Here is an 18,837-nt window from a genome sequence, read left to right on the forward strand (position 1 = left end):
ATTGGGTATAAAGCAGACTTAGCCTCAGGTGAGATTTTAACCTCATCTGAAGATTAGTCGCCCTTATCCAGGGACTTAGCCGCTCGCCTGTGCCCGTAGGGGTATAACTCCCACTTGTAAAAGCGGGAGTCTTAGAGCGGGTTAGTCGTCGGATAAATAGATGTCCCGGCAGAAGGACAATGACCCCAAAATAGTTGGCCTCTTTACCGGCAGTCAGACCGTCAGCGTCCGTAACTGCACCATGGCTCTTCCGCCATATAATCGCCGTTTGAATAATAATAGGCTCGGGCCCGGCAGCCGCCACAGACATCGTCAAAACCACACCGGCTGCAGCCGCCCTTAAGGGGCTCACTCCTGAATTCGCTCAAGATCGGGCTGTTTTGCCAAATAGTGTTGAAAGCAGCCTGCCGGACATTGCCGGCTTTCATTGGCAGATACGGACAGGGATGAACATCGCCGTTAGGCAATATAACACAATAGGCAGTGCCGGCCAGACAGCCTTTGCTAAAACGCACGGAAATCTCCTTCTGTTTGGCAATACGCATAAACTGCGGCGCACAGGTAGGTTTTATTTCTATAGGCACCTCTTTTTGCTTTTCCAAGAGTTGTTCAAGCAAAGCCTCGTACTCGGCTGTTTTAAGACTGGTTTCTGCTATATCCTTACCGCGTCCGGTGGGAACCAGAAAAAATACATGATGCGCCACCGCGCCCGCGGCAACTGCAAAGTCGGTCAAACTTGCAATCTCCTTGGCATTCCAGTTCATCACCGTTGTATGAATTTGAAACGGCAGTCCTGCCTGCTGACAGGCTGCCATGCCCTGCAGCGTTTGCTCCCATATGCCCGCGGCCCCGCGGAATCTGTCGTGTTTGGCTTTATCCCGGCTGTCTAAACTGATGCCGGCGCACGCCAAGCCGGCGTCTTTAAGCCTGACTGCCACTTCCGGCGTAATCAGCATGCCATTCGTACCAAGAACAGGACGCAGTTTTAGACTGCGGGCATACGCGATAAGCTCGTAAACGTCTGACCGGAGCAGGGGCTCGCCGCCGCTTAAAATCACTATCTTGAAACCGGCCTCGGCAATCTCGGTCAACAGCTTTTTTCCTTCACCCGTATCCAGTTCACCGGCGGCCTTGCCGCCGGCATCACGGTAACAGTGCATACAGTTGATATTGCAGGCCTTAGTAATATTCCAAGAGATAATCATACTCCTTTTGCCTCCCAGTCAGTTAGATAACAGGCCGGATCTTCGCCCCATAAATTGCCGGTCGCAGCTTCAGCCCGTATCCGGCAGCCGCCGCATAGCTGCTTATAGCGGCACTCGCCGCAGCGACCTTCCAGGTAACTCTTTTTGTCTCTCAGTTTTAGCAAAAATTCGTCCTGGGTTTGCCGCCATATGCTGCTAAAAGGCTTCTCCCTGATATTGCCCAGGGTTTTGTGGCCCCAGAACTGACAGGCGTGAACGTTTCCCTGAGGATCGATATTAGCCATTTTTTGTCCTGCTGAGCAGCCGCCGTGCATTTCAAGCAGTTGGTTAACTTCGGCTACCCGCTCGGGTTGATTACGTTCAAAATGCTGCAGGATATAAACGCCGTCGGCATGATTGTCGGTGGTAAGTATCTCGACTTCAATACCGCGCCGATGGAAGTCCTGCGTTCTGGCCATGAGCAGTTCTATCGTCTGCCGTTTTTGCTCAGCCGTAGTATCAAGAGCAGCCATTGCCTGGCCCCGGCCGGCGTAAACCAGATGGTACATGCAAAAACGCGGAATGCCTTCCTGTTCGACAATGTCGAGGATAGCCGGCAGAGTATGAAAATTAAGTTTATTGACAGTAAAGCGAATGCCTGTTTTATTACCGGCGGCTATTGAATTACGGATCCCCTGCAGGGTTTGGGCAAAACAGCCCTTTTTTCCCCGGAACTCATCGTGCACCGCTTCATCGCCGTCCAGACTGACGCCGACGTATTGAAAGCCGGCAGCGCGAATCTTCCTGGCAATATCCGGGGTGATAAGCGTACCATTCGTGGAAATCACCGGACGGATGCCCCGGTCTTTGGCGTAAGCGCCCAGTTCAAAAACATCCGGCCTCATAAGCGGCTCTCCGCCCGAAAACAACAGCACAGGCACACTGGCGCCTGCCAGGTCATCAATAAAAGCCTGAGCTTCTGCGCTGGTCAATTCCCCCTCGTAGGTGTGATCTTCCGCATTGATATAACAATGCCGGCAGGATAAATTGCAGCGATTGGTAGAGTTCCAGACGACAATCGGCGTTGCATTGGAAGAGAATTGCAGCATATGGGGAGGTAAGTCGCGGGAACTGCGCCCGTATTTTACAATATCTGATACAGTAGCCGTACCGCAGAGAAGTTTTGTGCATCCTATCATTATTGAGGCCTCCTGTTATTCGCTTCTGCTAAGTGTCATCGGTCTATTGGTTTTACTTTCCCGCACAACGCAACCGGCGGATTTTTTCCAGCACAGCCAGGCGGCGAGCGCCGTCCCAACAGTCACGACGACAGTTCCCAGCCATACCAGGCTAATAAAAGGCTTATAGCTAACCTCAACATCAATAGGCCGTTGCTCAGTCTCAGCCTGTAAATCAGTAAAACCGATACTGGCCGTCCCCTGCCCAAGACTAAGGGCGGTCAGCCGAAATTCGTACTGCCCGAAAACCTTAAAAGGAACAGCAATTACCTGACCATTACGGGAAACAAGTTCCGGCCTGGCCTCCTCGACCTGACCGTCTTTGCTCGCCGTCAGGAGTGCATAAACCCGGACCTCGCTGCCCCCGCCGCCCGCCATACCGTAACGGATTAGTTTGAAGGCAAGCGCTCCCGCCTGCGCCTCCTCCCCTTTTTGCAAATTAAATTCTTGCGCCGGATTGGTCTCATGCTCCATAACCGGCGCTAAATAAAGATCTCCTGCAAGTCCGCGGTGAATACCCGGCTCCCGGGCCGCGGGATGACCTTCCTTATTAAGTTTTGTGAAGGGCTCCAAGACCGTGTCGACCATCCCCTCCAGTTTAAAACTCTGGTAAAAGCCTGCTTCTTTTTCCGCTGGGCGGGCTCCCAGGTAGGTAAGCTTCGCGCCGAAGACCTGCTGGCTGTCTCCCTTTTCAAAACGGACATGATGAGACTGGCTGGCCACTGAGGAAAATAGAATGCCAACAAGCGCTATCCCCACACCGGCATGAGTAAAACCGGCCGCCCGGGTAAGCTTTTTAGTCAGGACGGCATACAAACTAACCACTAAGGCTGTAACGGACAAAGCCGCAGCAGCCGCAGCCAATGGCTGCCTGATGCCGGAATAATATAGCGAAATGGCGAATACAAGACTAAGCACACTCAGCCACAAATACGTCCGGGACGTAAGCGTCCGGTTTTCCCCCCAGCCGGCGAGCGAACCAATACTCAATAACATAACCAGGAGCAAAGCCAGCGGTAAGGTAGTGGTATTATAAAATGAGGTATTTACGTTCTGCGGATTGCCCAGCAACATAGTAATAAGCGGTGTGGACATACCGACAAGCACAATAACGCCGATCACGGCAAAAACCAGGGCAGCCGCGGCGAGAAAGAATTCCCGGCTTACGATACCGGGGAATAACTCACCGTCCGGCAGCTGAGGCCAGCGCGCGATAGTGAGTCCCAGGGCCGCAACGGCAGTAATCATGACAAAACAGGCCAGTAAGCCGCCCACGCCCTCATCGCTGAACGAGTGAGTGGAAAAGTCACTCAGGATGCCGCTCCGGGTAAGAAAGGTGCCATACATGACCAAAACAAAGGTAAACAATGCGGCCAGATAGGCTGGTTTGCAGGCCGCCTGCCGGACACGCGCCAAGAGCAGCAGGTGAACTAACGCACCACAGGCCAGCCAGGGAACCAGGGATGAGTTTTCGACCGGGTCCCAGGCCCAGTAGCCGCCCCAGCCAAGCACCTTATAAGCCCAGAACCCGCCGATAAATATGCCTGCCCCCAGCGCCGCCCAGGAAAAGAGAGACCACGGCAGGGCCTGATTGATCCACTCATTACTTTTTCTTCGCAAAAGACCGTCTACCGCGTAGGCATAGGGAACAGCCAGGCCGGCATACCCCAGGAACACCACCGGCGGATGAATTACCATCCAGGGATCTTTAAGCAGCGGATTCAGACCAAACCCGTCAGGCTGCGGCGTGGCCAGCAGCATAAACGGGCTTTTGGCCAGCAGGGTGACCAATAGCATACTCTGCAAAACACAGTAAGCAATCATCGCGCCGCAAAGCCGCTGTCGGGAAACAACCAGCCCAAAACCAACATGAAACAACGCCCAGAGGAGAAAAGATCCTTCCTGTCCGGCCCAAAAGGCCGAAAACTTATAGAGATTACTTAAATCGCGGGAAGAATAGCCAAACACATAGGCAAACTGAAACTGATCGCTAAAAATAATATAGAACAGGTATAAGGCAGAACAGGCAACCAAGACCGCTGACATACGATAAAAAAGCAATCCTTTTTCCGCACCGCCGGTTGTATGCCGTTCTGAACGGCGGGTCGAGGATTTTAGATAGGCGTTAAGGTAACAAAATAAAGCGATGCCTGTAGCGACGAGTGCAAGAAATGTAGTTAGATAGCCAATCATTGTTTGTTCACACTCCCCTGATATTTGGACGGGCATTTAATCAGCAGCTTTTCCGCAACAAACTGATCATTTTGGTATTTGCCGACAGCAACTACGCTTGTCGCTTGTTCCAAGCCATCCGGTTTTGTACCGTTGTAAACCACCTTAACCTCGTCCCCTGCTTCATCACTAAGGGAGAACTTTACGCTTTTGCCGTTATCGGCTACGGTCACTTTTTCCGACCCCAGCACACCCCGCACCTGAACGGTACTCTTGGCCGTTTTCGCCTGCGCAACACTGACATATGGCGTGAGCGAATTACTGAAAACCACGAGACTGAAGCTCACAAAGGCTATGATAATGCCGATGCCGATGATATGACGCTTCTTCATACGCCCACATCCTCTCTCATTTTGACATGTAACATATGCTGCCGCCGTTTAACGTTCACCCGCCAGGTCAATGCCTGCCAGAAAATGGCCGTGCAGGCAGCAAGCGCCCCGATCAGCACATACAGCATGATTCGATCCATATCCACCCTGGCGGCGCTATTGATGACAGGCGCCGGGTGCAGCGAAAAATAGTAGCGGGGAATGACAAAAACAAGAAAGGGCACCGTAAAAAAAGAAAACAGGGAATAGATGGCGGATATTTTGGCTTTTTGCTCCTGGTTTTCAATAGCAGACCGCAGCGACAGGTAGGCCCCGTAAATTAACAGCAGGACAAATATTGTTGTCTGGCGCGGGTCCCAGTTCCAGTAAGCGCCCCAGGTAAGTTTCGCAAAAACTGCGCCGCTGACGGTTGCCAGCACACAAAAGAACAAACCAAGACTGGCAGCAGCTGAGCTGCGCCAATCATATTCCAGGCTGCGGGTTCGCAAAAATTGCAATGCCCAAGCCGCCGATAAAAAGAACGCCAATACCGCAACCCAGGCGACCGGGATGTGAAAGAAAGCAATTCGCACCAGTTCACCCAGGCCTTCAGCCGGGGGTACAATATAAAATACGGCGTAGACCACTCCTAGTGTCCATAACGACAATAACACGGTCGGCAAATAACGCTGCGCCACAACAAACCTCCTCTCAGTCGCACCAAAGATAGTCAAATAATATGGATGAAGCAATGAGTACCGTAATATCGTAGCCGGCCATAAACCAAAAATCCTGCATACTCAGACAAGCATTCTCAAGGATTTTGCCGGTAGCTGCTATTACTGTCAGATACTGCGGCAACAACAGCGGAAAGGTAATAACGGCGAACAGCGAGCCTTTGCCGCCTGCCTGGCAAACCATTAAGGCAGTTAACGTGGCCACCGCCGCAATGCCGATGTTTCCCAGAACCAGCACGGCTAAAAGCGGGATCCATTGCGGTATTGCCAAATTCATCAGCACTATAAACAAGGGAATAACCAGAACTGTCACTGCCATGAGCAGCAGGGTATTAAAAATCAGCTTGCCAAATAAAACCGCCTGCCCTCTTCCGTAGAACTGAAGCACAAACAAAGTCCCTGCTTCCTGTTCACTGATAAATACCCTTGCTAATCCGGCCATAGCGCAAAAGAACAGAACTACCCACAGCAAAGCGGCTGCCAAATCGGAACTCGGACTAAGACCGGCCAGACTCATGCTAATGCTCGCCACCGTTACTAACGCAAACATCGCCAGCGAACTAACGGCATACCGGGATCTAAGCTCACAGCGCAAATCTTTTTGCATTACAGCCCACAGCGAGCTATGCCAGGGCAATTGTCTTTTGGGCACGGTTGACCTCCTCCGCTTCATTAGTAGCAATAACTACCGCAATCTGTTGCGATTGCGCCTCCTTTATCAGATCTGCGACAAGTATCCTGCCGCCGCTGTCCAGATTGGACGAAGGCTCATCCAAGAGCCAGACCAGCGGCCGCATCGCGATAAGCACCGCGAACTTCAGGCGCTGCAGCATCCCTGTGGAATAGACGCCGATCTTATCATGCCGGCGCTGCGCCAAGCCGACTCTCTCAAGGCAGTCCAGCAATTGCCGGCCGCTTAGATCCACACCGCCGGCCCGGGTGATAAACTCCAGATTCTCGTAACCGGACAGCATACGGTAAAAGATAATTTCCGGCGAAACTATCCCGAAACAGGCGCTCCTTTCACTTACCGGCAACTCCCGGCTGTCAGAGCAGACTCGCACTGTACCCAGGCTGGGCCGGATGATGCCGGCCATGATTTTTAGCAAAGTTGATTTGCCTGAACCGTTTGGGCCAGTGACCCCCCAGCATTCACCTGACTGAATGCGCTCTGTTATACCGGCAAATAACTGACGCTGTCCATATTGCTTGCTGATTCCGGTCAGTTCAATAACCACACCGTGCGGCATTATCCATTCTCCTTATAGTAAAAATTGTGCAGCCCGCATGGCCCGCCGCATTTGTAATACTTTCTTAAGAAATGCCCCATTGTGCTCACCATGGATCTCATTCTATACTTGATTAAGAAACTGCAATAATGTCAAAATGAGGTGCATAGGTGATGGCCATTTCCAGTATGATTGTAAAACCAAGGATTGCCTCTGTAGAGCAGGTAACCGGCTTATTAGCAGGCATGAAAGGGGTCAGTGTTCATGCCGTTACCGACCGGCAGGAAATCATAATTGTTGTGGAAGCAGCTTCGCTGAATCTGATCAATGAAACAGCCCGCTGCATCGGGGCGCAGCCAGGTGTGCTCGGCGTATTCCCTGCCTATATAACAATGGCTGATGAAGAGGCGACTACTGTAAATTAGGCTTTAACAAGCTTAACAGCACAGATTTTGTATTCCGGCTGCTTAGATGCGTCATCAAAGGCATCGATTGTAACAAAATTAATCATTCTTGCGATTTCGGTATCATGGAAAGGCACATATACCATCCCCGGCCGTGGTTGACCACGGCCGTTTAATTTTGCCTTGAGCATACACTCACCCCGGCGGGAGATGATTTTTACCGGTTCACCGTCTTTTACCCCTATTTTTTCAGCATCTTCCGGGTTGAGTTCAGCGTACATTTCCGGCATAGCCCGTTTTAGTTCAGGTACGTTCATGGTCATAGTGCCTGTATGCCAGTGTTCCAAAACACGGCCGGTTGACAAATAAAAGGGGTATTCATCATCCGGTATCTCCTGAGGACCGGAATGAGGCCTGGCAAAAATAACAGCCCGGCCATCGGGTCTCCCATAGAACTGAATTCCTTCTTTAACAAAAGGGTCGTAAGGAGCCGCATAGCGGATGGAGGTCTCCGGACCACCGGGGTCGGGCAGCGGCCAGGTCAAACCATGCTCTTTCCTTAACCTGTCATAAGCCGGCAAATCCATCTTGGTTCCGACCGTACATTTCCGGTATTCCTCCCAGATCTCTTCATTGGATCTGTAAGGAAACAGGTTACCAAAACCTAGCCGCTTGGCAACCTCAATGAGCGCCCACACATCCGGTCTGGCTTCCCCGGGCGGTTCTATTGCCTTAGCAATATGCTGCGTTCGCCGCTCCCCGTTGCCATAAACCCCCTCCTTCTCCATCCATAGCGCCGCCGGTAAGACTACATCCGCCAATTCACTGGTTCGCGTAGGATGATACGCTTCCGAAACTATCATAAATGTTTTTTCCATCCCCTCACGATATGGTGTTAGGTTGGGAATGGACTGTCCGGGATTAGTGCAAACCACCCAAAGAACCTTGAGAGCGCCACTTGCCGCCGCCCGGAACATTTCTATAGTATGATAGCCTGGTTTAGGGCTCATCTTTTGCGGGTCGACGCCCCAGATTCCGGCGATTTCCTCCCGGTGTTTGGGGTTAGCCACTACGCGATGCGCAGGCAGTAAATGAGACAGCGCCCCTACCTCGCGAATACTGCCACAGGCGCTCGGCTGACCGGTCAGCGAAAAAGGCGTATTGCCGGGACGACAGATTTTCCCGGTAAGAAGGTGCAGGTTATGTACAAGATTATTGGCCCAGGTTCCGCGAATCCGTTGGTTAAGTCCCATGGTCCACAGCGACATGGCGTTTCTATTCCTGTCAGCAAATAAACGGGCCGCTTCACGGATTTGTTCAGCAGACAAGCCGGTTACACCGGCCGTCCTATCCGGTGTATAGTCAGCAAGAAATGTTTTAAATTCAGCAAAGGTAAGTTTCTTCTCACCTTGCAAAAAGGTGGTGTGATTATCAATAAAAGTCCTATCAGTCAGCTCTTCCTCAATAATAACGTTCGCCATGCTGTTCAACAGGGCTAAATCGGTTCCCGGTATAAACTGCAGCAACATGTCGGCAACATCTGCTGTCCGGGTACGCCTCGGATCGGCGACAATAATCTTAACATTTGGATTGGCGTTTTTCCGGTCCACCAGACTGGAATACAGAACCGGATGAGCTTCCGCCATATTGGCGCCGATAATGAAAAAAACATCGGCCTGCTCAATATCCGCATAAGTGCCCATAGGTTCGTCCTTGCCGAAAGTACTTACATAGCCGGCCACTGCACTGGCCATGCAAGTCCGGGGATTGCCGTCAATATTATTGGTGCCAATGGCCCCCTTGAATAATTTATTAGCCACATACGCTTCCTCAGCGATATTTTGGCCGGAACCGTAGTACCCCACAGAATCAGGCCCGTACTGATCAATCGCCTCCCGGAATTTCCCGGCGATAAGCTCCAGCGCTTCCTCCCAGGTAACTTTTACAAACTGGCCGTTTTTTTTGACCAGGGGATGAAGCAGGCGGTCTTTGGTGTCCATGATCTTAGGCAGGAGGATTCCTTTAACGCATAACCGCCCTTTATTAACAGGATTATCAGGATCACCCTTTACGGTGGTTATCTTCCCCTTACTGACTCCTACCAGTACGCCGCAGCCTACACCACAGTAACGGCAGACACCCTTGACCCATTTTTCGACATCTTGCCCGGCAGTCGTGCCCTGGGCGCTTCTGCCGCCCGGTGTCGGAGAACAGCCAGAACTTACTAATGCCGTGCTTACAGCGATAGCCTTTAAAAAATCCCGGCGTGAAAACCTCATGAAAATTACCTCCCGGCAAAAATTTAGAAACTATTTCTGCATTGTATCAAGATGGCATCTGGCACATGTATCCCGCCCCGGAACCGTATTATTCATCTTGCTGTTATGGACTACGCCGCTGTGACAGGTAATGCAGTTCATGCCATTGTCAAAATGTTTCACCGTATGCGGCTCCTTTGCTGCCAGCGCCTTGCCAGTATTGAGTTTTACCTTATCCTGGTGGCAGTTGTAACAATTTACGTCCCGCTCATCGGCTTTGGGCGCAATGTTAGAGCTGGTTACATGCAAATATAGTTCCTTTAGACCTTTGGCCTTGGCGTTAACTACCCCGCTGACTCCCGGTTTGGTATGGCAATCCTCGCAGTCAACATTTCTATGGGTGGATGTTTGCCAAGTCTGATACATGGGTTCCATTTCGTGACAGGTGCCACAGAACTGCGATTGGGAGGTATAAGCAACCGACCAGCCGGTAAATATCAGAAAAAAAAGAAGTATTATACCAAATAAAACCACATGCCGACCTGTCAGCTTTTCTTTACCTCGCAACACCGTCATTAGATTCATGCGGTACAGTTCCCCCTTTCTTTTTGTTTCTCCAGGTATAATAGACGGCTTGCTCCGTACAGGCATGCACACAGTCACCGCAGTTTGTACAGGTAAGGTGATCCAGCGCTGTACAGTTACCGATATTTACCCGCATAGTGCAGGCGTGCCGGCATCTATGGCAATTTTTACAGCGGGCAGGATCAATACCGACCGTTAGCTGCCGCCACTTTCCCAAAAGTCCGTACAGTGCTCCGGCCGGACAAAACTTCCGGCACCATGCTTTCCGGTCATAAAGCCATTCCAACGTAACAATTGTTATCACCAAAAAGAACTCCATTCCAGCACCTACCGTAATGGCTCTGGACAAAATACCAATTGGTGACAGAATGGTAAACAGGGGTAGACTGGCTGCCACTGCCGCCATAAGAAATACGCCAAGAATCAGATACGGCAACCACCCGTTCCGGGTATCGGTAACTTTGGGAGTTTTAAGCATGGCAGCTAACTCCAAAGCAGTATTTAGCGGGCAAATCCAGCTGCAAAAAACGCGGCCCAACACGAAAGTAACCATAAGCAAAGGAATTACCGACCAAAAAAGCGGTTCCCCAAAATGCCGGCCGGCTAGTGTAACCTCCACCGCCGCCAGTGGGTCGGCAAGGGCAATGCCAGCAACATTTGATGACAGGTAGGTGCCTATCCATACAGGATTCAGCGGCCAGACCACCGGCAGCAACAGTAAGGAAAACATGAGTATCTGAACTATTTTTCGGGCACCAAAAATACTCATGGATGTTTTCCCGCCCGGATTTTGATCGCAGCCGGTTCAACCACACATACATGTTCACAGATGCCGCAGCCAACACAAACACTTTTGTCCACAACCGGGCGTTTATGCTCCTTAAGCTTTATGGCTTGATTATAAAACGGACAGCTGGTATAACATAGTCTGCATTCATCGCCCAGCCAGGCCAGACAAGTATCCTGATTTATTTCCGCCAGCCCCATCCGGACGTTTAGTTTTTCTACTAAACGCAATGCGCCGCTGGTGCAGACGGCGATACATTCCCTGCACAAATCGCAGGCGGTTTCCCTGGGTACGATATAAGGAGTCCCGATGGCCAAGCCGTTGTCGCCCTTTCCGATTTTTATCGCTCGCCGCGGGCAAACCATGGCACATTTGCCGCAACGAAGACAGGTTGCCAGAAATTCCGGTTCGGACAATGCCCCCGGCGGACGGAGCAGCTCATTTTGGGGTTTAGCATCAGTAAAACCGGATAGTAATAATGATAATACACCACCAATGAACAAAGTTATTTTCGCGCCCCTTTCCAACAGCAAGCCTCCTTGTTCTTTCTCTTTTCTATAATAGCGTAAATTAATAACAGAATTCTTAAGTAATTCTTACAAATTTATTACATTTTGCCAAAATTCTCATGCTGAGATAAAGAAAACACGGCTTGCGCCGAGCCTTTGGCGAAAGTGGAAGCCGATGTTGCCCTTATCCAGGCGAAAGTTATACTTTCTATCAGGAAAAAAAGACTGCCGGCATCAACCGGCAGTTTCCGTACTACACCCTATTATTATTGCAGGCTTTCCCGCCTGATGAAATCATCACTTTTCATAAACGAATTTATAGCCGACTCCCCATACGGTCTTAATATAAGAAGGAGATGAGGGCGTGGGCTCAATTTTTTCCCGCAGCCGCCGGACATGAACCGTAACGGTATTTTCATCCCCCTCGTAATCACTATGCCATATCTTGTTTAAAAGCTGCATTCTGGTAAAAACCTGCTGGGGATTGCTTCCCAGCAGCCACAGCAGCTCAAACTCCTTACTGGTAAGATTGACAGGAACACTGTTAACACTTACCTGCCTGGTACAGGAATCTATGCGAAGATCGCCATATACCAAAGCCGGACTGGTTTGATTATGCCGCCCGCCCTGCATCCGGCGGATAACAGCCTGAACCCGGAGGACCAGCTCCACGGGGCTAAAGGGTTTGGTTAAATAATCATCCACACCCAGTCTGAAGCCTATGATCCGGTCAAGCTCATCGCCTTTTGCCGATAGAATAATAACAGGAATGTTATATTCGGTAGTTATAATTTTGCAAACATCGAACCCGTTTATTTTAGGCAACATTAAATCAAGGATAACCAAATCAGGCTTTTCCTTTTTCAGCATGGCCAGCGCACTCTCGCCGTCCGCCGCCGTAATAACCCTGAATTCTTCCCGTTCCAGACAATGCTTTACTATCTTTTGTATCTTTGCATCATCATCTACCACTAAAATTTTCTCGTAAGACAATCCTAACACCCTTTCGCAACGACCGGCAACGCAAAGGTAAATGTACTGCCCCGGCCAACTTCGCTTTCCACCCAGATCCGTCCCCCGTGTAATTCAACTAAATTGCGCGCCAGGGCCAGCCCCAACCCGCTTCCCGGGTACTCTCTTGATTCAGCGCTATCGGCCTGACGAAACTTATCAAAAATATATTTTTGGTCTTCCCGGTCGATACCGATACCGGTATCTTGTATTGTAACTTCCACTGCCGGCATATTTCCCTCAATCCTGGTAAAACTTGCCGCAATGGTAATGGTTCCGCCGACCGGCGTAAATTTGACGGCATTGCTAATAAGATTACGCAGTATGTGCATAACCTTTTCCCGGTCAGCCGCAATCCGGGGAATATCATCCGCTATTTCGGTGATAAGCCTAAGTCCCTTTTTGCTTACTAACGGGGAAATACTGTGCATTAGCTGCCTCAGCAATTCTCTAATGTCTGTTTGACTATAATTAATTTTAATTAATCCTGCCTCAATTTTGGACATGTTAAGTATGTCGTTGATCTGATCAAGCAGTTGGTGACCGCTTTCAAATATGTCCTGTATGTATTCCTTTTGCAAACTGTTTAGCGTCTCCCCTTCCACCAGCAATATTTCGGCAAAAGCAATAATTGCCGTAAGCGGTGTCCTGAGCTCATGACTCATAACTGCCAAAAACTCTGATTTAAGGCGATCCGCCTCAGTAAGTTTTGCATTCATAGCCTGAAGTTTAGCGCCCTGCCCCTGCAGTTGCCGGTTGGCCGCCGACAAAAGCGACGTCCGTTCTGTTACTTTTTCTTCAAGGCCGTTATGTAAATCGTGCATTTTGTTTGCCATAGTATTAAACTCTTTAGCCAGTCTGCGCATCTCATCATATGTATGAATCTCGGTTATTTGCGCAGACAAATTTCCCTGGCCCAATTCTACGACTTTGCCGGTCAGCTCACGGATGGGCATGATAATAATGTGCTCCATCATCAGATAAGTCAGCCCAATGCTGGCAAAAACCATGAACAGGATGAAGGAAACCTGACTGATAATATTGCTTCGCTGGGCAGATTCAAGTAAGGACATGGGAAATACCACACTAATTGCCCCGGCAAACTCTCCGGCCATAAACCCTTCTTTAGAATAGCCGGATATATCCTTGACGCCTACAGGTTTACCGTGACATGACAGACAGGTTTCATCATAGTATAAAGGCACCATATAGCGAAACACACGGTTCCCCTCAATTTTGTCGTATCCCCATAATTCTTTTAAACTCTTATCGGCGGCCAACTGCTTCATGGCTTCGATCTCAAAAGTATCCGGAGTGTTATACGGATCACGCACACTTGGCCTTGTTTGCTTAAACTTATAGCCGGAATAGCCGTTAAATATTTCCCCGATTCCTTTGCCTACGGCGGCCGGATTTAAGTGTTTGAATTCATAATGGCCACCGGAGCTGCCGTTAATCTGATCTTGTTTAAGCGCAATAAAAGATCTTGTTGCGATAAGCTGCTGGGCAACAACCGCCGCTTTCTCCTTCATTTCCGATTCAGCCTGGATATTAAACTGCCTGATATTCCAAAGCAGATTAATCAGCATAAGAAGAATGGTGATTATTGCGATACCTATCATAAATTTAACAGTAAGGCTGTTTTTGAAACGCATCATCATCATTTCTCCAATATAGGAAGTCACACACAGTATTCTGTTTAAAAATGGTAAATTCCTTTATTGTTGTTAATTATACGCAGGTAAAAATAAATGAAGCGCTTGCCAAAGCAAGCGCTTCATTTATTTTTATTGTTGTTCTTCCGGGACCGGCTGAGGTCCATGTCCACGGTGCATAGGTCCCTTGCCGTTAATCATATCCGTGATACGCGTATCCATATCGGCTTTCATCTTCTCGGCCTGTTCTGCTGACAAACGTCCTGATTTCACGCCTTCGTTAATACGTTCTGTCATTTGTTCAGTCAGGAAGTTTTTGAGAGCTTGTTCGGAAACACCCTGTTCCTTGGCAATAGTGACCAGAGTCTTGTGGTTGTCTTTCATTTCCTTTTGCAGGGTTTCGGCATCGATATTAAGCAAAGCCAATAATTTAGCATCGGCGAAAGGAGCCTGACCGTGCATCATACCAGGACCGCCGCGCATGGGTCCTTTGCCGTTAATCATATCGGCTACACGGGTAGCCAGATCGGCTTTCATTTTATCAGCCTTTTCTTCAGTCAGCCGTCCGGCTTTTACACCCTCATCAATTCGCTCTGTCATTTGCTGTACCAGGAAGTCTTGGAGGGTTTGCTCAGAAACGCCATGCGCCCGGGCAACAGTTGCCAATGTTTTTCCAGCCTTCATTTCACTTTTGAGTGTTTCGGCATCCACTTTGAGCAGCGCTAACAATTTAGCGTCTTCAAATGGCGCATGTCCGGGCCTATGTCCAAAACCGCCGGGCATAGGTCCCTTGCCATTAATCATATCGGTTACACGGCTGTCCATTTCGGCTTTCATTTTGGCTGCCTGCTCGGCGGTTATATGTCCGGTTTTAACGCCTTCCTCAAGCCGCGTGGTCATTTGCTTGACGACAAAATCTTTCAGTTTCTTTTCCGAGACCCCGTGTTCCTTGGCGATAGTCACCATGGTCTTGCCTGCTTTGATCTCACTCCGGAAGGTTTCAGCATCTATTTTCAGTAAAGCCAGCAGCTTAGCGTGATCTTCCTTAAAACCTTTCATTTCAGGGCGGTCTTCCTTGCCAACAAAAGCATGGCGTTTTCCATCCACTGTATTCTGCGAGTCGGCAGGCATAGCCGCCATCGCAATGCCATTTGCGGTAACCATGGCCGCAACCCCCAACGCTAAAAACCATTTTTTATTTTTATTCATATTTATCAACCATCCTCTCGTTACTGTTTGTATCGGGTCTATGGTTGTATTATGAACCACTGTTTTTAGAATTTCCTTTGAAATATTAGGAAGTAAAAAAAATTTTATTATTCATTGCTGACGTCAGAAGCCGGCCGGCAATTGCCGGGCGCGTCCCTGTGAAACCGGTTAAACAGCACTAAGCCGCCCAACAACAATAACATACTGCCGGTAAAAAGAAATACCGCTTTAATGCCCAGCCAGGAACTCAGCGCACCGCCAATAAGCGGTCCGGTCATGGAGCCAAATTGATTGGCGGTTGTCGTCAGGCCAAAAACCCGCCCCTGCGAATTGGCATCGGTACAGGATACGGCAATGGTATTGATAGCCGGAAAAACGCCGACAACAAAAAGGCCGTACAGAAACTGCAGCACACTGAACTCAATGATATTCTCCGCCCAAAACTGCGCCAGGTTAAAAATACCGGCGCCGGCAAACGCAATCACCAAAATCTTGGCGAAACCCTGCCGCTGGCCCAGCCGCCCCCACTGAGGAGCGGCAATTGCACCGGCAATACCGGCCAGACTATATATTATCCCGGCCGTTAACGCCACCCCTTCGATGCTGCCTTGCAGTTCTGCCACGTATAAGGCGATCAGCGGCTGCAGTACCATAGCTACAGCCTGCACCGCAAACAGCAGAAACAGCATCTGCATCAGCCGGTGATTGGCGAAAGCCGTTTTTAGATCGTCCATTATGCTGCCTTCCTGACTTTCCGGATTTGTCTCCGGCTCAATTACCAGCCTGCCCACCATTACCGTTCCGCAAAAAATAATAACCGCCGCAATTACAAAGGACAAACGCATGCCGAAAATATGCGACAGCGTCCCGCCAAACAAAGGTCCGATAATTCCGCCGATCAAAAGCGTTGTCTGCATAATCCCAAGGCTAAAGCCCAGATGTTCTTTGGGGGCTGAAGTCGCCACAATAGACATGGCCGCCGGTACAAAACCATTGGCAAACCCCTGCAGCAGTCTGACAATCAATAATTCCACCGGATTTCGGACGAACGCTCCCAGGAAATAAACAACGGCCAGACTAAACCCGGCCCGCATCACCATGCGGCGCCGGCCACTCCTGTCGGCACAGCGCCCCCAATAAGGCGCCAGCACGGCGGCTACCAGAAAGGTGCTGGAAAATACCAGGCCTGACCACATATTTACATTATCCGGACTTGCGCCGATATCCAAAAGGTATAATGGCAAAAACGGTATTACCATTGTATAGCTTGAGCCTGACAGCATCACTGCCAGTGCTAATGTCCAAAGATTTCTCCGCCAGTTCACGAAAAGACTCCCCTTACTTTCAGTTCAATATTGTACTTTGATTTTCAATACGATTTCATAACCTGTATATCATACAGTCTCAGTTTTTTATAAAGTGTGGTTCTATCAATGTTTAACATCCGGGCCGTGCGGGAGATATTTGATTTGCACGCTTCCAGCGCTTCGATTATTTGATCTTTTTCCGATTTCGCCGCTGCCGGGAAAGATGCGCCGGGTTTGTTATGACCGACAGCATGCTTCCTATCCCAATATTTTCCCAATACTGCCGGTGTGATCGTTTTCTCTTTCGCTATTATTACTAGCCTTTCGATAAAATACATGAATTCCCGAACATTACCCGGCCAAGGATGTTCATCTAAAAATCCGTAGGTTTCCGGACTAAAATCGAGATTTTTATTATATTTCTTTCTGAACAACTCGACAAAATGCAGGGCCAGAAGCTTAACATCCCCATCTCTTTCTCGCAGCGGCGGCAGATCCAGTGTCAATAATTTTAGCCTGTAGAATAAGTCCTGTCTAAATTGTCCTTCACTAATTAAATCTATAAGGTCTTTGTTGGTTGCCGCAATGATCCTTACATCCACAGGGATAACCTTGTCGTCACCTAAGCGCATGACCTGCTTTTCCTGCAATACTCGCAGCAGGCGGTTTTGTCCGTACTTATCCATTTCAGATATCTCATCCAGAAAAATGGTTCCGCGATGGGCCATTTCAAACAAACCTTGCTTGCCTTTTTTATTGGCGCCGGTAAACGCTCCTTCCACGTAGCCAAAAAGCTCGCTTTCCAGCAGGTTTGACGGCAAAGCAGCGCAGTTAATAGCAACAAAGGGTCTGTTTTTTCTTTGGCTTTTATTGTGGATGCTTTGCGCGAATAATTCCTTGCCTGTCCCTGACTCTCCGTAGATCAATACAGTAGCGTCGATAGAGGCAATTTCCTGAGCTATTCTTTTACTTTCAACCAACTCCGGTGAATTGCCGATAATGTCTTTAAACTGGTACTTGGCGATAAACTTTCTCGCAAGAACATCATTGCGGATTTTTGTTTCAATCTCTTGAACACGGGTGATATCTTGAATGGTTATAATGGCCCCGGTTATTAGCCGGTCAACGACAATGGGAGCTATGTTAAAACTCAGCCAGTTGTTGTTTACCTGAATCGTCTGACCTATAAGCTCCTGTCCGTTCTGTAAACATGGGTTTAGGTCAAGGAAGTTTAAAATAGTGTCCACATTCTGTCCCAGGGTTTCTTTAGCAGCGAGATTAAGCAATTTCTCTGCTGTAGGATTAAAAACTTTAATAATTCTATCCTGGCTTACACTAATAATGCCATCTGACGAAAAGTCGACCAGTGCTTTAAATTCTTGTGCTTGCTCTTTTTCAATTTTTCTGGCCAGAACGATCTTTTTGGCTTCCAAGAGTGCTGACTTTATCGAAAAATCGCCTGATTTTATTAATAGTGTTTTTATGCCTTTTCGCGATGCTAAAAGTACCGATCGTCTTCCGCCGGCAACTACGTCTACAGTACTAATGTCTATTTCTTCATTTCTGGTAGTAATGTCATTCATATTCTTCAAGGGTAAAATGGTTAATTTAATTCCTAAAATATCAGAAAGAGATTCTATGTCATGGGTCATGTTGCGAAATGCCAGCATTGCGAGCTTGGGAGCGGCAAGACCTGTTATTTTTTTGGCCTCGTGAAATAACTGGGCAAGGTCTTGTCCGGTGATGGGAATTTCGACAACGGGTATACGGATTTTCGAATCGATAATAGATGTTGCCGTCCCGCCTCGGCAAACAATAACATCGACATCTTCATTCTGCAGACGCTGAGCAAGAGTAATGGCTCTTTTCAGTCTTGCCAGGTAGATATCGATCTTTGTTTCTAAGCCAAGCTCTCTGATTATTCTTTTACTCTGCAGATAAAGCTGCTTGTCCGGTGCGATAAAAGCAATTTTAGACATCGTACACCTCATATCGCTAAAATGGGCTGTACTTGTATTGTATAATCTTTGCACCACAAGTTCAACAACAAATGTTGTTGAGTCAGCAGCTTTCTATTTGATGACGAATGTTATACTTTTCAGTAATTTCAGGGTTTTTAGAAGTTGGCACAGTTATTGCGTTAATATCTATTGAGTTCAGTATAGGCGTATATGTCTTTGC

General features: G+C 48.9%; 17 protein-coding genes. 1 reads left to right on the plus strand and 16 read right to left on the minus strand.

All coding sequences use genetic code 11. The features are described 5' to 3' along the window. Positions 1 to 221: 221 nt before the first annotated feature. From nirJ2 to SATMO3_RS25745, 7 genes are read right to left on the minus strand one after another with little or no spacing between them, the layout of a single operon-like run. Positions 222 to 1,205 carry a putative heme d1 biosynthesis radical SAM protein NirJ2 gene (gene nirJ2 / locus SATMO3_RS25715; protein WP_371373057.1) on the minus strand — a complete coding sequence of 328 codons (984 nt, stop codon included), beginning with the start codon at positions 1,203 to 1,205 and terminating at the stop codon, positions 222 to 224. Next, positions 1,202 to 2,383: a radical SAM protein gene (locus SATMO3_RS25720; protein WP_371373059.1), complete on the minus strand. Its 1,182-nt coding sequence runs from the start codon at positions 2,381 to 2,383 to the stop codon at positions 1,202 to 1,204. Before SATMO3_RS25720 ends, nirJ2 begins: the two co-directional genes overlap by 4 nt. A gap of 15 nt (positions 2,384 to 2,398) precedes the next feature. Continuing rightward, positions 2,399 to 4,615, minus strand: a complete 2,217-nt coding sequence (gene ccsA / locus SATMO3_RS25725) for a cytochrome c biogenesis protein CcsA (protein WP_371373061.1) — start codon at positions 4,613 to 4,615, stop codon at positions 2,399 to 2,401. Further along, the gene (locus tag SATMO3_RS25730; RefSeq protein ID WP_371373063.1) at positions 4,612 to 4,986 is read right to left on the minus strand and encodes a cytochrome c maturation protein CcmE; all 375 of its coding nucleotides are present in this window, start codon (positions 4,984 to 4,986) and stop codon (positions 4,612 to 4,614) included. The genes ccsA and SATMO3_RS25730 overlap by 4 nt, the downstream gene beginning before the upstream one ends. Continuing rightward, on the minus strand, positions 4,983 to 5,663 hold the full coding sequence (locus SATMO3_RS25735; RefSeq protein WP_371373065.1) for a cytochrome c biogenesis protein: 681 nt from the start codon (positions 5,661 to 5,663) through the stop codon (positions 4,983 to 4,985). Before SATMO3_RS25735 ends, SATMO3_RS25730 begins: the two co-directional genes overlap by 4 nt. A 13-nt stretch (positions 5,664 to 5,676) precedes the next feature. Beyond that, a complete protein-coding gene (locus tag SATMO3_RS25740) occupies positions 5,677 to 6,354 on the minus strand; it encodes a heme exporter protein CcmB (RefSeq protein WP_371373067.1) in 678 nt (225 codons plus the stop codon). Further along, positions 6,326 to 6,952: an ATP-binding cassette domain-containing protein gene (locus tag SATMO3_RS25745; protein WP_371373069.1), complete on the minus strand. Its 627-nt coding sequence runs from the start codon at positions 6,950 to 6,952 to the stop codon at positions 6,326 to 6,328. Before SATMO3_RS25745 ends, SATMO3_RS25740 begins: the two co-directional genes overlap by 29 nt. Before the next feature lie 152 nt (positions 6,953 to 7,104). On the opposite strand from SATMO3_RS25745, the gene SATMO3_RS25750 reads away from it, so the two are divergent. Further along, on the plus strand, positions 7,105 to 7,356 hold the full coding sequence (locus SATMO3_RS25750; protein WP_371373071.1) for a chaperone NapD: 252 nt from the start codon (positions 7,105 to 7,107) through the stop codon (positions 7,354 to 7,356). Here the strand turns inward: SATMO3_RS25750 and SATMO3_RS25755 are convergent. The 9 genes from SATMO3_RS25755 to SATMO3_RS25795 form a co-directional block, all read right to left on the minus strand. After that, a complete protein-coding gene (locus SATMO3_RS25755) occupies positions 7,353 to 9,614 on the minus strand; it encodes a molybdopterin-dependent oxidoreductase (protein WP_371373073.1) in 2,262 nt (753 codons plus the stop codon). The genes SATMO3_RS25750 and SATMO3_RS25755 overlap by 4 nt on opposite strands. Before the next feature lie 30 nt (positions 9,615 to 9,644). After that, positions 9,645 to 10,178 (minus strand): cytochrome c3 family protein, encoded by a 534-nt coding sequence (locus tag SATMO3_RS25760; protein ID WP_371373075.1) that lies wholly within the window; start codon positions 10,176 to 10,178, stop codon positions 9,645 to 9,647. Beyond that, complete coding sequence (locus SATMO3_RS25765) at positions 10,150 to 10,947, minus strand: 4Fe-4S binding protein (protein ID WP_371373077.1); 798 nt, start codon at positions 10,945 to 10,947, stop codon at positions 10,150 to 10,152. Before SATMO3_RS25765 ends, SATMO3_RS25760 begins: the two co-directional genes overlap by 29 nt. Then, positions 10,944 to 11,492, minus strand: a complete 549-nt coding sequence (locus SATMO3_RS25770; RefSeq protein WP_371373079.1) for a 4Fe-4S dicluster domain-containing protein — start codon at positions 11,490 to 11,492, stop codon at positions 10,944 to 10,946. Before SATMO3_RS25770 ends, SATMO3_RS25765 begins: the two co-directional genes overlap by 4 nt. A gap of 279 nt (positions 11,493 to 11,771) precedes the next feature. After that, positions 11,772 to 12,467, minus strand: a complete 696-nt coding sequence (locus SATMO3_RS25775; RefSeq protein WP_371373081.1) for a response regulator transcription factor — start codon at positions 12,465 to 12,467, stop codon at positions 11,772 to 11,774. A gap of 2 nt (positions 12,468 to 12,469) precedes the next feature. Next, positions 12,470 to 14,143: an ATP-binding protein gene (locus SATMO3_RS25780; RefSeq protein WP_371373083.1), complete on the minus strand. Its 1,674-nt coding sequence runs from the start codon at positions 14,141 to 14,143 to the stop codon at positions 12,470 to 12,472. Between the two features lie 129 nt (positions 14,144 to 14,272). Continuing rightward, positions 14,273 to 15,349: a hypothetical protein gene (locus SATMO3_RS25785; RefSeq protein WP_371373085.1), complete on the minus strand. Its 1,077-nt coding sequence runs from the start codon at positions 15,347 to 15,349 to the stop codon at positions 14,273 to 14,275. Positions 15,350 to 15,456: 107 nt separating this feature from the next. Then, positions 15,457 to 16,674: an MFS transporter gene (locus SATMO3_RS25790; RefSeq protein ID WP_371373087.1), complete on the minus strand. Its 1,218-nt coding sequence runs from the start codon at positions 16,672 to 16,674 to the stop codon at positions 15,457 to 15,459. A 44-nt stretch (positions 16,675 to 16,718) separates the two neighbouring features. Continuing rightward, the gene (locus tag SATMO3_RS25795) at positions 16,719 to 18,635 is read right to left on the minus strand and encodes a sigma 54-interacting transcriptional regulator (RefSeq protein WP_371373089.1); all 1,917 of its coding nucleotides are present in this window, start codon (positions 18,633 to 18,635) and stop codon (positions 16,719 to 16,721) included. Positions 18,636 to 18,837 lie beyond the last annotated feature (202 nt).

The sequence above is a fragment of the Sporomusa aerivorans genome, assembly GCF_041428895.1.
GTDB lineage: Bacteria > Bacillota > Negativicutes > Sporomusales > Sporomusaceae > Sporomusa > Sporomusa aerivorans.

What these genes read in the sequence shown, in the direction of transcription:
- SATMO3_RS25785 (WP_371373085.1), bottom strand. Translation starts at nt 15,349, where the DNA reads ATGAATAAAAATAAAAAATGGTTTTTAGCGTTGGGGGTTGCGGCCATG.
- SATMO3_RS25745 (WP_371373069.1), bottom strand. Translation starts at nt 6,952, where the DNA reads ATGCCGCACGGTGTGGTTATTGAACTGACCGGAATCAGCAAGCAATAT.
- SATMO3_RS25795 (WP_371373089.1), bottom strand. Translation starts at nt 18,635, where the DNA reads ATGTCTAAAATTGCTTTTATCGCACCGGACAAGCAGCTTTATCTGCAG.
- SATMO3_RS25765 (WP_371373077.1), bottom strand. Translation starts at nt 10,947, where the DNA reads ATGAGTATTTTTGGTGCCCGAAAAATAGTTCAGATACTCATGTTTTCC.
- SATMO3_RS25760 (WP_371373075.1), bottom strand. Translation starts at nt 10,178, where the DNA reads ATGAATCTAATGACGGTGTTGCGAGGTAAAGAAAAGCTGACAGGTCGG.
- SATMO3_RS25730 (WP_371373063.1), bottom strand. Translation starts at nt 4,986, where the DNA reads ATGAAGAAGCGTCATATCATCGGCATCGGCATTATCATAGCCTTTGTG.
- SATMO3_RS25755 (WP_371373073.1), bottom strand. Translation starts at nt 9,614, where the DNA reads ATGAGGTTTTCACGCCGGGATTTTTTAAAGGCTATCGCTGTAAGCACG.
- SATMO3_RS25780 (WP_371373083.1), bottom strand. Translation starts at nt 14,143, where the DNA reads ATGATGCGTTTCAAAAACAGCCTTACTGTTAAATTTATGATAGGTATC.
- nirJ2 (WP_371373057.1), bottom strand. Translation starts at nt 1,205, where the DNA reads ATGATTATCTCTTGGAATATTACTAAGGCCTGCAATATCAACTGTATG.
- ccsA (WP_371373061.1), bottom strand. Translation starts at nt 4,615, where the DNA reads ATGATTGGCTATCTAACTACATTTCTTGCACTCGTCGCTACAGGCATC.
- SATMO3_RS25750 (WP_371373071.1), top strand. Translation starts at nt 7,105, where the DNA reads ATGGCCATTTCCAGTATGATTGTAAAACCAAGGATTGCCTCTGTAGAG.
- SATMO3_RS25720 (WP_371373059.1), bottom strand. Translation starts at nt 2,383, where the DNA reads ATGATAGGATGCACAAAACTTCTCTGCGGTACGGCTACTGTATCAGAT.